We start from the raw sequence: 14,642 nt of genomic DNA, 5'->3' as shown, positions 1-14,642 counted from the left end.
AACTCTGATAAGTTAGTACGTATTGAAATAAAATGTTACAGTGAAACATCAGTTTTTTTAGTTCCATATTATTTTTCGATGGCTTGGTATTTGTTTTCTGAAAATCAACATCAAATTTAAAATATTCAAATTATGCCTTACATCACAAAAGAAAATGACAAAGATTTTAACCTGTATTACGAAGATTTCGGTTCCGGACAACCGATTGTACTGATTCACGGATGGCCGTTGAGCGGAAGAAGCTGGGAACTTCAGATTCCTACACTTACCGATTTGGGTTACAGAGTGATAACTTACGACAGGAGAGGTTTCGGGAAATCTTTACCTACAGGAGATTTATACGATTACAACGCACTAACTGCAGATTTGAACGAGTTGATCACTCAACTGGAACTGAAAAATGTTATTTTAATGGGCTTCTCCATGGGTGGAGGCGAAGTGGTGAGATATTTCACCAATTTCGGTTCAGAAAACATTGACAAAGTGGCTTTGATTGCATCAATTATTCCTTTGGTGAAACAGAAAAATGATAATCCAGACGGTGTTCCAGTTGATGATTTAAATGGAATTTTAGAAAGTCTGAAAAAAGAAAGAGTTACTTTCCTTGAAACTTTCCACAAAAACTTTTACAACTACGGATTGCTTTCTCAGACAGTAAGTCAGAAACAGTTAGATTACGACTGGCAGACTTCCTCACAGGCATCGCCACTGGCAACCATAAAAACAGCCGAAGCCTGGGCAGATACAGATTTCCGTTCAGAATTGGCAAATGTTGATAAAAAAACATTGATTGTTCATGGTGATGATGATCAGGTTGTACCGATTGAAACTTCCGCAAGACAGGCTGCTACAGGAATTGCCAACAGCGAGTTTATTGTAATTGAAGGTGCACCGCACGGTCTGAATGTTACTCATGCAGACAAATTAAATGAAATTCTCAGAAGATTTTTGACTTCAAATTAGACATTTATATATCAGCGATTCGGGCGGCCACTTCTGGCCGCCCGAATTATTTTGTAAAGATTTTACATTCCTTTTACTACACGAAGAACATTAAATTTATGGCCGTCAGGATCAGCAAAAACGCAGTAATAATATCCGTCTTCCTGTCTTTTTGCCTCTTTGTGAATTTTTCCTCCTGCTTCCAGTACTTTTTGCGCCCACAGATTAACTTCATCTTCACTCTCAGCTGAAATTGAGAAAATTATTTCATTACCATTTTCAGAATCAGCCACTTTTCCGTTCATGGCAAATTCAAGTTGGTCTTTTTTGAAAAAGTGGATCACAAAATCAGATTCTCCAAACTTAAAACTCGTCATCTCAGGTCCTGATTCTGATGGCGAACCGTTACGTTCCAATCCTAAATGACGGTAAAATTTTTCTGTTCTTTCAATATTTTCTACGGCGAAATTGGCCCAGATCTGTTTAAATTTCATAATATTTTGTATTTTGATCTTTTTGGAATTATGAACACAAAGTTCACTAAGTTTTAAATATTCAACCTGTTTTAGTTTTACAAAGCCGCTAAAACGTATAAAAGTTACCGTGACTTTAAAAAAATTACTGGCTTATTTCAGTGAAACGCCTCTGTGAAACAATACCAAAATTTTAAAATAATCTCTATGAACTCTGTGGTCAATTATAATCTAAATTAAAAAAGATAATCTGTACTCAGAAAATTAGAATCATGATCTCTCACAATCGTATTCAGAAGATTTTTGTTGGAATCTGTAGCTTTTGCAGCCACCAGTGAGCGGATTGAAAAAGAACGCAAAGCATCAAAAACAGAAAGCGTTCCCTCCGCACTGTCTTTTCTACCCGTGAAAGGGAAAACATCCGGACCACGCTGAGCCTGACAGTTGATGTTGACACGACTTACAAGATTGACAAAAGAATCAATCAGTTTTGAAACTTCCAGAGGATCTTCGCTGAAAATACTCACCTGCATTCCGTGAGAAGCGTTGACCTGATATTCCACCGGTTCATCAATATTTTCAAACGGCACCACAGGAATTACCGGTCCGAACTGTTCTTCATGATAGAGTTTCATATCAGAATTTACAGGATAAACAACTGCCGGAAAAACGAATGATTCATCGGTAAAACCACCATTTTCATTCAAAACTTTTGCGCCTTTTGCCTCAGCATCATCAATGCATTCTTTCAGGTATGAAGGTTTGTTGGTTTCCGGAAGCGGAGTGATTTTTACATCTTTTTCCCAAGGTAAACCGGGTTTCATTTCACTCACAGCCTTGCTCAGTTTTTGAGTAAATTCTTCAGCAATTTCTTTCTGAACAAAAATTAATTTTAAAGCCGTACATCTCTGTCCGTTAAAAGATAATGATCCTAATAGACATTCAGTTACAGCGACATCGACGTCAGCATTTTTGGTAACAATCGCTGCATTTTTTGCATCCAAACTTAAAATCGCACGCAATCTGTTGACTTTCGGGTGCAGTTTTTTCAGTCCGTTGGCTACTTTACTGGAACCGATAAATGCGAGAACGTTCACTTTTCCGCTTTCCATAATCGGAGTGATAATTTCTGAACCCTTTCCGTACAGAGTATTGACAGTTCCTTTCGGGAATGCCTCTTTAAAAGCACTTAATAAAGGGTAATGCGTCAGGACACCATGCTTGGGAAGTTTAAACAAAATAGTATTTCCCATAATTAATGCAGGGATCAGCGTGGTGAAAATTTCGTTTAAAGGATAGTTAAAGGGTCCCATGCTTAAAACCACGCCAAGCGGAGCTCTTCTGATCTGTGCAATCGTACCTTCCGCCTGTTGGAAACGGGAAGATTCACGGTCGAGATCCTTGAGGGCATCTATGGTTTGATTGATGTAATCTACCGTTCTGTCGAATTCCTTCGTAGAGTCAGTCAGCGTTTTTCCGATTTCCCACATCAGTAATTTTATGATGAGACCGCGTTGTTTAATCATCAGATAAACAAATTTCTGCATACATTTTATTCTTCCTTCTACAGTCATTGTTGGCCATTCGCCAAAGCCGTTGTCATAGGCTTTTACAGAAGCATCAAGAACTTCCATCGCTTCTTTTACACCTATATTGGGAATGCTTCCCAAAAGTTTTCTCTGCAAACCGTTTTCTGTGCGGATGCAGACCGGCGAATAAATCTCTGTAGTTTCACCATTCCAGGGTACAAGTTCACCGTTAAGGAGATATTCTCTCTGATGGATTTCTTCCATTTTAAATTCTTCCGGAATATCGTTTTCACTTTTAAAAATCTGTCCGAATGATGATGCATTTTCTGAATTCATAAATTTTTGATTTTGATAGTTTTGGATTTGAAAGAATAAAGTTAGTGGGAATTTTTTGATTTTAAAAGGTCATCTTTAATTGATTTGGTTTATATTTAAAGGGGGCTCAATATCCTGTACTTTAAGAATTTTTTAACCTTTAATCAGGAGAAAATATTTGATGATTTGACTAAATTTGAAGGAACATTAAAAAAATAAAATTTATGTCTACAATTACATTTAAAGGAAACCCGATCAACACAATAGGAACGCTTCCTGAAGTAGGAAATACAGCTCAGGAATTCACCATGGTTTCAGGAGATCTGTCTGAAAAACATCTTGCAGATTATACAGGAAAAAGAGTTGTTTTAAACATCTTCCCAAGCATCGATACAGGAATCTGTGCAGCTTCAGCAAGAAAATTCAACGAAGAGGCTTCAGATCTTGAAAACACAGTTGTTATCAATGTTTCCAGAGATTTGCCATTCGCTCTATCAAGATTCTGTGCTGCTGAAGGATTGAATAATGTTGAAACTTTATCAGATTTCAGAGGAAATTTCGGCGAAGATTACGGAGTTACGCTTACAGATTCTCCTATGAAAGGACTTTTGAGCAGAGCTGTTGTAGTTTTGGATGAAAAAACAAACGTAATTTACACGGAACAGGTTCCGGAAATAGGACAGGAGCCTAATTATGAGGCAGCTATTGCGTCTTTAAAATAAGATAAATTATATCAAAATACAGGGAAGCACATCAATTTGATGTGCTTTTTTTAATATCTTGCAGTCAATATTCTCACTGAAGATATTATTTCCATGAAACACACAAAAAACATTTGTTTATTCGTTCTCATTCTGATTTCGGCGTTTTTCGATGCGCAAAAAACAGGCAACAGTTCATGTAATGTTGTTATAAAAGAAAATTTCTTTACAGAAAATCATAATATTAATCTTGAAAAACCATGGAAATTCATTATAGGAGACGATAAAAACTGGGCAAAATCAGGGTTTGACGACTCTAAATGGGAAAGTACTTCTACCGAAAAATTTGAACATTCAAAAATTCAGAAGAAAAATCCGAAAGATATTATTTGGTTCAGAACTGCAATCTGCATAGATTCAAGCGCTGAAAATCAACCGTTAGCTCTGGAGTTCCGGAGTGAAGCAGCGATGGATATTTTTTGGGACGGAAAACTGGTTAAACGTTACGGCACGTTTGCCAAAGAAGGAGAACCGGAATATGTAAATCCTACAAAGCCTTTGATGATCAGCAGTGGAAATGCCGGAACTCATTCCATTGCAATCAGGTACGAAAACAGCAGACCTTCAGATGAGCAGGAAATTTTTGGTTTTGAAATTACGCTGTCAAATCCCAATCATACGGTTAAAGAAATGTTGGACGACAGTGTTACAAGAAGTTTTTTTCTTGAAGGTCTAGCTTTTATATTTTTCACATTATTTTTAATTCATCTTCTCTCATTTTTATTTTACAGAAAAGAACGTTCGAACCTTTATTTTTCAATGTTCAATTTCGGGATGTCGATGTTTCTATTTGCATGGTTTTTATCGTATGAAGCAGAAAATGTAGAAAGTGGTGTGAGACTTGGTCTGATAAGTTCTGTATCGGGTTTGTTTGCTGCCGTTTTTTTAAGTGTCATGCTCAATAATCTCTTCGGAAAAATAGGAATGAGATTTAAATTTTTGGCTGCGTTATCTGTCATTACGCTATTCCTGATGACCTTCTCCAAAATTGGTAAAAATGTAGATCAGCAAATATTTATCATTGTTGTTCTTTTGGTTTGTCTTGAAGCTCTGTTTCTTATTGCCCGGGCAATCATTAAAAAAATTCCCGGATCCGGAATTTTAGGATTTGGACTGCTGTTTTTCTTCACTGTTCTTTTTGGTTCGGTAATCTACCTAATTCTTTCAGATGGAGTTTTATCTGTAAATGCAGGCAACAGTTTTGGTGAAATGTTGGGTTTTATACTATTCATCATGTTTATTTTCAGTCTTCCATTCACATTTTCTGCATTTTTGGCGTGGCGTAGTTCGAATGATAAAAAAAATCTTCAGTTGAAAATGGAACAGGTTGAAACATTATCGTCGGAAAAACAACAGATTCTTGAAACACAGAATGAAATATTAGAAACGCAGGTGTACGAACGCACCAAAGAAATCAATGCAGAAAAGAAAAAATCTGACGATCTTCTTCTTAATATTCTGCCTCACGAAGTTGCTGAAGAACTCAAGCAGAAAGGGAAAACAGATGCCCGGCATTATGATTTGGTTTCTGTTTTATTCACAGACTTCGTAAATTTCACAATGAACTCAGAAAGAATTGGTGTTCAGGAAGTTTTGGATGAACTGAATGTTTGTTTTACAGAATTCGACAGCATCATGGAGAAATATGGTTTAGAAAAAATAAAAACCATCGGCGATGCCTATCTTGCTGTAAGTGGCCTGCCGGTTTCTAACGAACAACATGCAAAAAACGCTGTCAATGCAGGTCTTGAAATCCTTTCATATATACAGGAAAGAAAAAAAATTAACCCAAATGCTTTGGATATCAGAATAGGAATTCACTCAGGTCCTGTGATTGCAGGAATTGTAGGAGTGAAAAAATTTGCTTACGATATTTGGGGAGACACCGTCAATACAGCTGCCAGAATGGAGCAGAACAGTTCTTTAGGAAAATTAAATGTTTCTGAAGCAACTTATAATTTAATTAAAGATGATTTTACTTTTGAATACCGCGGAAAAATAGAAACTAAAGGAAAGGGCGCAATGGATATGTTTTTTGTAAATTCGTCAAACTAAACTGTGAAAAATTTTGAAAAAACATCTATTCTTTACATTCCTTTTTCTGCTTTGTGTGCAGACGTTCTGCTTTGCTCAGAATTCCCGTGAGAAACCAAAGATTTTTAACGTAAAAGAAATTACAGAAGGTGTATCGATCGACGAGGCAGCAAAGTTTTTAGCGGATGATAATCCAACATTCTCCGCTTCGGATTTCGACGATTCGGCGTGGACTCATGTGGACTTCAGCTCTAAAAAATCGTACAAAAAGGATCAGGTTTACTGGATTCGCTATTATTTTAAAATCGACTCAGCGACTTTAAATAAACCTTTATGTTTTGATATTGGTCAAAATGGAGCGTCAGAAATTTATCTGAATGGTAGAAAGATCGAAAGCATCGGAAAGATCGGAGATGAAAAAACAAGGAGCTTTAAAATGAATAATAAAGTACCTGAACTTTTTTCTTTGGACAATACAGAGGTCAACGTATTGGCCATTCGGTTCCTACCCAATATCAACGCCGACAAAATGGCAATTAACTTCAGAAGAACCACACTGAATATCAATTTAAATTCAGCCAACGAGTTTATGGTTGATATGGTGGAAATGACGGAGGGTTTTAATTTTATCACAATGCTGATCTGTGGTGTTTTTTCCGCGCTTGGCTTTATTCATCTTTTACTCTTTTTGTTTTACAGAAAAGCTGTTTATAACCTTTATTTTTCAATATATAATTTTTCAATTGGCCTGTTGAGCTACATGGTTCTTTCATTCTACCAAATGACTGATCCTGCTGATGTAGATACCTTCGGCTTTCTTTCATTTCTTTCAATCTTAGCTTTCGGGGCTTCACTTACAGGCTTCATCAACACCCTTTTTGGAAGAAGTAAACTGCGGCTGAAAATTCTGTTGATTACTGCTGCAATAATTCTGACTGTTTATTATTTCAGTGCAAAAACAGCTATAAGTTTTGTCAGTTTTTATATCATTTTTGTATGGTTTGAGTCTCTGTACCTGATTATCAGAGCAATGATAAGAAAAGAGAAATCCGCATTTATTGTTGGCGGAGGAATTCTTACTTTTTTTGGTATCATTATTCTCACCATCATCCTTAATATTTTAGAATCCTTAAATGTTGCAATCCCTGAGATCATGTTGGGAGACACGGTCGGAATCATTGTAGCTGTCCTGATTTTTGCGAGTTTTCCACTTTCAATTTCAGCTTACTTGGCCTGGCAGTTTGCCTCCACCAATTTAAGTCTTGTAAAACAGCTCGATGAAGTAAACCGACTTTCTGATATCAATTTAAAACAGGAACAGGAAAAACAGCAGATTCTTCAGGATCAGAATGATTTGCTTGAAAAACAGGTGGATGAAAGAACATTTGAATTACAGAATGAAAAGCAGAAAACAGAAAATTTACTTCTCAATATTCTTCCTCATGAAGTAGCTGAAGAATTAAAAGAAAACGGAAGTTCAGAGGCTAAATATTATGATGAAGTCACAGTTTTATTTACTGATTTTGTTAATTTTACGCAGAGTTCAGAGAAAATGGGCGCCGAGAAAATGTTGGTTGAGCTTAACGAATGTTTTACCGCATTCGATATGATTATGGAAAAACATGGTCTGGAAAAAATTAAAACAATTGGTGATGCGTATCTCGCGGTTTGCGGACTTCCCATTAAAAATGAAAATCATGCTTACCAAACGGTTTTGGTAGCTTTGGATATCATTGAATTCATTGAAGAAAGAAAAAAGACACATCCTGAAGCATTGGATATCAGAGTTGGAATCAATTCAGGATCTTTGATTGCAGGAATTGTCGGCGTGAAAAAATTCGCATACGATATTTGGGGCGATACTGTGAACACCGCTGCGAGAATGGAACAGAACAGTGAGAAAGGAAAAATAAACATTTCAGAATCAACCTATCAATTGGTAAAAGAAAACATCAACTGTGAATACAGAGGTAAAATTCATACCAAAGGAAAAGGCGATATGGACATGTATTTTGCATTGGAAACTAAAAAGGATTAACCACAATCAAAAATTAGAGAAATTTAAAAACCACAAATCGTAGATTCGACGAAGTCAAAGACACAGAAGTTTATTAGAAAAATTATTCTATTTTGTGAGAAAACGAATAAAGGATATTAAGGATTCAGTTTTGCCTTTTTTGCACTTTTCAAAGTAACAATTTGAGCTTTAAAATTAAACCACAAGCTTTTGTGACTTTTGTGGTTAAAAATTATAAACACATTTTCTATTTTAAATATGGAATACGAAAAATTAAATACAATAATATTAAAACGTCTCAAGGAAAATCTCCCTGAGCATCTGTCTTATCACAGCGTTATGCACGTGAAAGACGTGATCGATTCTGTCGGAAAAATTGCCAAATCAGAAAACGTAAATGATGAAGATTTGGTTTTGCTTAAAACAGCAGCACTATTTCACGACACTGGATTTTTGTATGGTTCGAAAGAGCATGAAGCAAAATCATGTGAAATTGCTGAAGAATACCTTTCAGATTACGGATATTCAGAAGCGCAGACCGAAAAAATCAAAGGAATGATTATGGCGACAAAAATCCCGCAGACGCCGCATAATCATTTGGAGCAAATCTTAGCTGACGCTGACCTGGATTACCTGGGCAGAGACGATTTCTTTGTGATTGGAGATAAGTTATTTGAAGAACTTTCTATGTTCGGAATCGTGAACTCTGAGCGCGACTGGAATCTTTTGCAGGAAAAATTCCTCGAAAGTCACCATTACTTCACGGAAACAGCCATCAACAGCCGAAATCAGAAAAAACAGGACAACCTGAATATCATCAAAACAAAACTAAAAAACTACTGATCATCTTATGAGCTCAGCAACCAAACATGGCCCGCTATTTACCGTTTCAGATATCATTTATCTGTTTTTAGGCGTAATTTCTGCGAGTTTTGCTTTAAAATCTTTCCTCGTTCCCAACCACTTTTTAGACGGTGGCGTTACCGGAATTTCACTTTTACTGTACGAAGTTTATCATCTGAATTTAGGACTGACTTTATTTATTTTAAATATTCCTTTTATCATTCTCGCTTATTTTCAGATCGGGAAACATTTTGCTATCCGAAGCAGTTTAACGATACTTTTAATTGCTTTAACGATGTATTTTGTTCCTTTTCCCGAACTGACCCACGATAAATTACTGGTCGCCATGTTCGGTGGTTTCTTTCTGGGAATCGGAATCGGACTTTCCATGCGTGGAGGCGGAACATTTGATGGAATGGAAGTTTTAGCGTTATTAACTTTCAAAAAAAGCAGTTTCAGCATTACCGAAATTATTTTGGGAATGAATGTCATTATCTTCATCATCGCAGCCGTATTCCTAAAAGTGGAAACCGCTTTGTACGCGATTATGACGTACTTGGTCGCAAGTCAGATTACAAAATATGTGATTGAAGGAATCGAAGCCTACACCGGCGTAACCATCGTTTCTGGGAATAGTGAAGAAATTAAAAAAGCTTTGGTATTAACGATGAACCGAGGGATTACTGTGTATAAAGGCGAAAGAGGTTTTATGAAAGAATCGTTCGAGCAAAGTGCCGATGCCGATATTATTTTCACGATTGTAACCCGACTGGAAGTTAGAAAATTACAGAATATTGTCCGTGCCATCGATCCGAAGGCATTTATTTTCACTCAAACGGTTAGAGAACCTCAGGGTGGAATCGTAAAGGAGATTATTAAGCATTAAAATTTCTTAATTTGCGAACGTTAATTTTGAGTATTGATTTTCTTCAGATTAAAATAAATTTTAATTAAAACTAAAAAGATGACAAACAGATCTACCTATTTTAAAATAACATTTATACCCATTTCTGCAGGACTTTTTGCTGGAATTCTGGTCTTTGGATTATTTGATATCGATTTTTCAGATATCGAGGCATTAAAAAACTTGCTGCTGAAATCTTTAGTGATAGCAGTCGGAACAGGATTGATTTTGGGTATTCTGAATATGTTTTTAAAAATCGGTAATTTCCAGAAAAAGTAATATTCTTAAAATCAGATTCTATTTCGAAAAAATTTACATTAAAATAAAAATTATGTTCAGAGCCTTATGAATTTCAATCATAAGGCTTTAATTTTGCCTTAACCTTAACCTTAACCTTAACCTTAACCTTAACCTTAACCTTAACCTTAAAATGAAACGCTCCGGAACCGCAACACTGCCCCTTCACTACGGAAAAGTACCGCCTTGGCTCTACGAAAGAATGACTGTGCTCGGACTTTCCATCGTAGAAGTGATGTTGGCAGATTACGGAAAAAATGAAGTTCTCCGCAGATTGGCAGATCCTTTTTGGTTCCAGAGTTTTGGCGCAGTGATGGGAATGGATTGGCATTCGTCAGGAATTACAACTTCCGTGATGGGTGCTTTGAAACGCAGCATCAATCCCAATTCTAGAGAACTCGGAATTTATATCTGTGGCGGAAAGGGAAGGTTTTCAAAAGAAACTCCGAATGAACTTCTCATTATTGCTGATAAAACTGGTTTAGACGGAAATGGATTGGTTCGTGCAAGTAAACTTTCAGCAAAAGTGGACAACACTGCTATTCAGGATGGTTATCAGCTTTATCTTCATAATTTTATTTTATCTGATGAAGGAAATTGGGCGGTTGTGCAACAGGGAATGAATGATGCAGACGGAACTGCACGTCGATATCACTGGCATTCCGAAAATATGGAATCATTTGTCGACGAACCGCACAAAGGCATTCAGGGAATCAACCGTGGAAATATTTTAAACTTAACTGCCCATGAAGCCGAAGAGAGCCGGAAAGGAATTATAGAAATTTCACACACCAATTCAGAGAAGATTATGCAGGATTTTGCCAATTTGATTTTGCCAGCCCATCATGAGGTTCGTGCTTCCGATGTCGATCTGAAAAAGCTGGGAACACTTTTGTACATGACCAGAGAAAATCAGCCTGAAAATTTTGAGGAATTGTTGTTGCTGAAAGGTGTCGGTCCACGAACTTTACAAAGTCTGGCTTTGGTCAGCGAAGTAATTCACGGCGCGCCTTCAAGATTCAGAGATCCTGCACGGTTTTCCTTTGCCAATGGCGGAAAAGACGGTCATCCGTTCCCCGTTCCGATCAATGTTTATGATGAAACGATCAATATTTTACAGAAAGGAATTGAAAAATCAAAACTGGGAAATTCAGATAAATTGCAGTCAATTAATAAGCTTCACACGATTATTTCCGAAGCTGAGAAAAATTTTACTCCTGATTTCGATATCAATGATGTAATTGAAGACGAACGTCAGAATTCATGGCGCTTCGGTGGCAAAACGGTCTTCGGTGACGCTGAAAAACCTCCTAAGCCAAAACCGATTCAGCTTTCTTTGTTTTAAAATTTAACATTACAATCAGCGTCTAGTTTGTCATTCAGTAGTAATCTAAATGGTTTAAACTTTTAAATGAATTCCTCGAGATTGATAAAGAGATGTCTTAATAAGAATCTAAGATTATTTAAAATTTATGGGTTTTCTTCTGTATTCAAACAGTCATCTTCAGGAAACGAGTATGTTAAAATTTTTGGATTAGAAAGAATCTTTATTGGCGCAAAAATTTTCTCTCCATTATTCCAATAAAAACTTTAATTTTAAAACTTTAACACAAACAGGAAATTCATGACCAGCAAAGCCTTTGAAGTATATTCAGATTTTCCGTTCTTTTTTGAAGAAGAACTTACAGAAATCTTTCAGGCTCACGAAAAAGTGGTTTTTCAGAAGGGAGATTTAATCCTTGAAGAAGGCAAAACAGCTAATGAATATTATATTTTAGAGAAAGGTTTGGCGAGGTCATTTGTAACAGATTTTAACGGAAATGACGTTACCACGCACTTTTTTGTGGAAAATGAAATTGTTATCGAGGTCTCCTCACTTTTTCAGAGAATTCCAACCCAGGAAAACATCGTCTGCATCACAGATTGTGAGTTGTTGAAAATAGATTTCGATACGTTTCAGGAGTTATATCACAAAATTCAAAACCTTAGTGAGTGGGGAAGAGCATGGATGTCACAGGAACTTTTTGCCTACAAACAACGCTCTGTGGAAATGTTTACACTTTCGGCAACGAAAAGATATCTTAATCTTTTAGAACAAAAACCACAGGTGGTACAGTTCGCTCCGTTAAAGCAAATCGCTTCATACTTGGGCGTTACAGACACTTCACTCAGCAGAATCCGTAAAGAAATTGTTTCACATCCCAGAAAAGTTTAAATCTTGTCTTATGGCAAGTTGATTTTCGTATTGACTTGGTAATTTTGGTTTAAAGTTTAACACTAAAAAATTACAAAATGGAAATCACGGATATTTATGTCAACCTTCCTGTAAAAGATGTTCAGAAAGCGAGAGAATTCTGGACGAAATTAGGATTCTCTATCAATGAACAGTTTTCTGACGAAAAAGCGATCTGTGTAGTGATGAAAGAAAATCACATCTACACTATGTTTCTTCATGAAGACTTTTTCAAAACATTCACCGACCGACCGGTTGCAGACGGACAAACTACGCAGACTCTTTTAGCAATCGGTGTTAAAAGCCGTGACGAAGTTGATGCAATGGTAAAAACAGCTACCGAAAACGGAGGTTCAGAATACAGCGAACCCAGAGATCACGGCTGGATGTATCAATGGGCATTTGCCGATCCCGACGGTCATCAGTGGGAAGTGATGCACGGGGATGTTTCTCAGATTCCTTCAGAATAGAATTTTAACCAACTATATTGCAATAAAATGAAAATCAATCAAATTTATGTGAACCTTCCGGTAAAAGATATTCCGAAAACAAAGGAGTTCTGGACGAATCTCGGTTTCCCGGTTAACGAAAATATTTCCGATGAAAAAGCGGTATGTTTTATTTTAGGCGAAAATATCTGCGTGATGTTTATTACCGAAGAATATTTTATGACGTTTTCTGAAAGGCCTGTTCCCAAGGGTGATACCACGCAGGTTTTGATAGCAATCGGCATGGATTCCCGCGAGGAAGTTGATCAGATTGTCAACGCAGCAGTTGCCAACGGAGCCACGCAACACGAAAAGCCGCAGGATTATGGCTGGATGTATCAAAACTCTTTCTGGGACATCAACGGTCACGGCTGGAATGTCACTTTTGCAGATATGTCTCAAATACCGACGGAGTAAATTTAGCTCTCGCAAATTGAGACGATTTTTTAGCTAATCTCCTCAAATCTCAAATATCAAACCTCAAATGAATTCCCACAATCATCCGTGCAAATCCGTGAAATCTGTGCGAAACAAAATCTCAAACATCAAACCTCAAATCTCAAATAAATTTATGGACACCCCAAAATCACAAAAACTAGACATCATCATCCCGGCATTCCGCGGTCACAGTCAGAATTTTCTGATGGTTCTCGACGGAATTTCTGAGGAAGATGCTTTGCAGAGAATCGAAGGCAGAACCAATCACATCATCTGGATGGTAGGAAACTTTCTCGACATGCGCTACGCAATGGGAAATGTACTAGGACTGGAAGAAAAATTTGAATTCATAGAATATTTCTCCGAAGGAAAAGCACTGGATGAAAGCTTTAAATATCCGACTTTAAAACAGTTAAAAGACAGTTTTCATCACATCTCACCTTTGGTTTACAATAGATTACTGGAAGTCTCAGACGAAGAACTTGGCAGAGATTTTCCAATGGGAATGAATATCGATTTCTTCCCTGAAAATGTTCTCAACTTCGTAGGAATGTGCATCGGACGCGAAGATTACTTATCCGGACAAATCGGTTTAATGCGCAGAATCCTTAACTACGAAGGAATGAAATACGACTTCGACGAAAACATGAAATACTAGTTCGAGTTTCGGGTTTCGGGATTCGTGTTATGAGATTTCTAACCTAGGGAAGCGAATTTCAAATCTGAAAATTTTAAACCTGTTAATAATCCTTGAACCTTGAATCTTAAACCTTAAACCTTGAATTTTAAATCTTAAACCTTAAATACAAAACCTTATGCCTAAATTAAATCCATACCTCAATTTTGACGGCAAAGCAGAAGAAGCCTTCAATTTTTACAGAACAGTATTCGGTGGCGAATTCGTTGGCGGCGTTCACAAAATGGGCAATGCTCCAGGAACTGAGAACCTGTCAGACGAAGAAAAAAACAGAGTGATGCACATCGCACTCCGTGTGGGTGGTGATCTATTGATGGCATCAGACATTGTGCCATCATTCGGACAGAATTTAACGGTCGGGAACAATAATTATGTTTCCATTTTCCCGGATTCCAGAGAAGATGCAGAGAGAATCTTTAAAGCACTTTCTGAAGATGGAAATATTGAAATGCCTCTCGAAGATCAGTTTTGGGGAGATTATTTCGGAAGTTTTCAGGATAAATTCGGAGTCTACTGGATGATCAATTTTTCTACTGATCAGGGCTACGAAGGGTAAAATAAAACGATATTTGAAGAAATTATGATTTTCCGCAAACTGTCATAATTAAAAAGCTTTGTATCTCTTTTTTTAATTTTACGCCTTCGTCTTACTTAAAACTTTTAAAATTTAA

General features: G+C 36.9%; 15 protein-coding genes. 13 read left to right on the top strand and 2 right to left on the bottom strand.

Features of this window, described 5'->3' with window-relative positions; all coding sequences use genetic code 11:
* The first annotated feature begins 132 nt into the window (after nucleotides 1-132).
* Nucleotides 133-963 carry an alpha/beta fold hydrolase gene (locus IC610_RS06180; RefSeq protein WP_191735686.1) on the top strand — a complete coding sequence of 277 codons (831 nt, stop codon included), beginning with the start codon at nucleotides 133-135 and terminating at the stop codon, nucleotides 961-963.
* A gap of 62 nt (nucleotides 964-1,025) precedes the next feature.
* On the opposite strand, the gene IC610_RS06175 is transcribed toward IC610_RS06180, so the two are convergent.
* On the bottom strand, nucleotides 1,026-1,436 hold the full coding sequence (locus IC610_RS06175) for a VOC family protein (RefSeq protein ID WP_191735685.1): 411 nt from the start codon (nucleotides 1,434-1,436) through the stop codon (nucleotides 1,026-1,028).
* Nucleotides 1,437-1,651: 215 nt separating this feature from the next.
* Nucleotides 1,652-3,280, bottom strand: coding sequence for an NADP-dependent glyceraldehyde-3-phosphate dehydrogenase (locus tag IC610_RS06170; protein WP_191735684.1), 1,629 nt, complete (start codon nucleotides 3,278-3,280; stop codon nucleotides 1,652-1,654).
* A 203-nt stretch (nucleotides 3,281-3,483) separates the two neighbouring features.
* On the opposite strand from IC610_RS06170, the gene tpx reads away from it, so the two are divergent.
* From tpx to IC610_RS06110, 12 genes are all read left to right on the top strand, one after another.
* Complete coding sequence (gene tpx, locus IC610_RS06165; RefSeq protein WP_056081055.1) at nucleotides 3,484-3,981, top strand: thiol peroxidase; 498 nt, start codon at nucleotides 3,484-3,486, stop codon at nucleotides 3,979-3,981.
* Between the two features lie 93 nt (nucleotides 3,982-4,074).
* Nucleotides 4,075-6,075 carry an adenylate/guanylate cyclase domain-containing protein gene (locus IC610_RS06160; RefSeq protein ID WP_191735683.1) on the top strand — a complete coding sequence of 667 codons (2,001 nt, stop codon included), beginning with the start codon at nucleotides 4,075-4,077 and terminating at the stop codon, nucleotides 6,073-6,075.
* Nucleotides 6,076-6,088: 13 nt separating this feature from the next.
* Nucleotides 6,089-8,092: an adenylate/guanylate cyclase domain-containing protein gene (locus IC610_RS06155; protein ID WP_191735682.1), complete on the top strand. Its 2,004-nt coding sequence runs from the start codon at nucleotides 6,089-6,091 to the stop codon at nucleotides 8,090-8,092.
* Between the two features lie 237 nt (nucleotides 8,093-8,329).
* Nucleotides 8,330-8,914, top strand: coding sequence for an HD domain-containing protein (locus tag IC610_RS06150; protein ID WP_191735681.1), 585 nt, complete (start codon nucleotides 8,330-8,332; stop codon nucleotides 8,912-8,914).
* A gap of 7 nt (nucleotides 8,915-8,921) precedes the next feature.
* Nucleotides 8,922-9,800: a YitT family protein gene (locus IC610_RS06145; RefSeq protein WP_191735680.1), complete on the top strand. Its 879-nt coding sequence runs from the start codon at nucleotides 8,922-8,924 to the stop codon at nucleotides 9,798-9,800.
* Nucleotides 9,801-9,878: 78 nt separating this feature from the next.
* Nucleotides 9,879-10,097: a hypothetical protein gene (locus IC610_RS06140; protein WP_191735679.1), complete on the top strand. Its 219-nt coding sequence runs from the start codon at nucleotides 9,879-9,881 to the stop codon at nucleotides 10,095-10,097.
* Nucleotides 10,098-10,248: 151 nt separating this feature from the next.
* Nucleotides 10,249-11,460 (top strand): DUF763 domain-containing protein, encoded by a 1,212-nt coding sequence (locus IC610_RS06135; RefSeq protein ID WP_191735678.1) that lies wholly within the window; start codon nucleotides 10,249-10,251, stop codon nucleotides 11,458-11,460.
* A 279-nt stretch (nucleotides 11,461-11,739) separates the two neighbouring features.
* Complete coding sequence (locus IC610_RS06130) at nucleotides 11,740-12,330, top strand: Crp/Fnr family transcriptional regulator (RefSeq protein WP_191735677.1); 591 nt, start codon at nucleotides 11,740-11,742, stop codon at nucleotides 12,328-12,330.
* Nucleotides 12,331-12,407: 77 nt separating this feature from the next.
* Nucleotides 12,408-12,818, top strand: a complete 411-nt coding sequence (locus IC610_RS06125) for a VOC family protein (RefSeq protein ID WP_191735676.1) — start codon at nucleotides 12,408-12,410, stop codon at nucleotides 12,816-12,818.
* A gap of 27 nt (nucleotides 12,819-12,845) precedes the next feature.
* Nucleotides 12,846-13,253 (top strand): VOC family protein, encoded by a 408-nt coding sequence (locus IC610_RS06120; RefSeq protein ID WP_191735675.1) that lies wholly within the window; start codon nucleotides 12,846-12,848, stop codon nucleotides 13,251-13,253.
* A 154-nt stretch (nucleotides 13,254-13,407) separates the two neighbouring features.
* Nucleotides 13,408-13,932 carry a DinB family protein gene (locus tag IC610_RS06115; protein ID WP_191735674.1) on the top strand — a complete coding sequence of 175 codons (525 nt, stop codon included), beginning with the start codon at nucleotides 13,408-13,410 and terminating at the stop codon, nucleotides 13,930-13,932.
* 157 nt (nucleotides 13,933-14,089) lie between these two features.
* Nucleotides 14,090-14,527, top strand: a complete 438-nt coding sequence (locus IC610_RS06110) for a VOC family protein (protein ID WP_191735673.1) — start codon at nucleotides 14,090-14,092, stop codon at nucleotides 14,525-14,527.
* Nucleotides 14,528-14,642 lie beyond the last annotated feature (115 nt).

Origin of the sequence: Chryseobacterium caseinilyticum, from assembly GCF_014837145.1 — a bacterium.
Taxonomy (GTDB): domain Bacteria; phylum Bacteroidota; class Bacteroidia; order Flavobacteriales; family Weeksellaceae; genus Chryseobacterium; species Chryseobacterium caseinilyticum.
Note: the sequence above shows the minus strand (reverse complement) of the source record. Positions and strands in the feature narration are given on the sequence as shown.

Coding starts and splice junctions, on each gene's coding strand:
- IC610_RS06180 (WP_191735686.1), top strand. CDS start 133: ATGCCTTACATCACAAAAGAAAATGACAAAGATTTTAACCTGTATTAC.
- IC610_RS06175 (WP_191735685.1), bottom strand. CDS start 1,436: ATGAAATTTAAACAGATCTGGGCCAATTTCGCCGTAGAAAATATTGAA.
- IC610_RS06170 (WP_191735684.1), bottom strand. CDS start 3,280: ATGAATTCAGAAAATGCATCATCATTCGGACAGATTTTTAAAAGTGAA.
- tpx (WP_056081055.1), top strand. CDS start 3,484: ATGTCTACAATTACATTTAAAGGAAACCCGATCAACACAATAGGAACG.
- IC610_RS06160 (WP_191735683.1), top strand. CDS start 4,075: ATGAAACACACAAAAAACATTTGTTTATTCGTTCTCATTCTGATTTCG.
- IC610_RS06150 (WP_191735681.1), top strand. CDS start 8,330: ATGGAATACGAAAAATTAAATACAATAATATTAAAACGTCTCAAGGAA.
- IC610_RS06145 (WP_191735680.1), top strand. CDS start 8,922: ATGAGCTCAGCAACCAAACATGGCCCGCTATTTACCGTTTCAGATATC.
- IC610_RS06140 (WP_191735679.1), top strand. CDS start 9,879: ATGACAAACAGATCTACCTATTTTAAAATAACATTTATACCCATTTCT.
- IC610_RS06135 (WP_191735678.1), top strand. CDS start 10,249: ATGAAACGCTCCGGAACCGCAACACTGCCCCTTCACTACGGAAAAGTA.
- IC610_RS06130 (WP_191735677.1), top strand. CDS start 11,740: ATGACCAGCAAAGCCTTTGAAGTATATTCAGATTTTCCGTTCTTTTTT.
- IC610_RS06125 (WP_191735676.1), top strand. CDS start 12,408: ATGGAAATCACGGATATTTATGTCAACCTTCCTGTAAAAGATGTTCAG.
- IC610_RS06120 (WP_191735675.1), top strand. CDS start 12,846: ATGAAAATCAATCAAATTTATGTGAACCTTCCGGTAAAAGATATTCCG.
- IC610_RS06115 (WP_191735674.1), top strand. CDS start 13,408: ATGGACACCCCAAAATCACAAAAACTAGACATCATCATCCCGGCATTC.
- IC610_RS06110 (WP_191735673.1), top strand. CDS start 14,090: ATGCCTAAATTAAATCCATACCTCAATTTTGACGGCAAAGCAGAAGAA.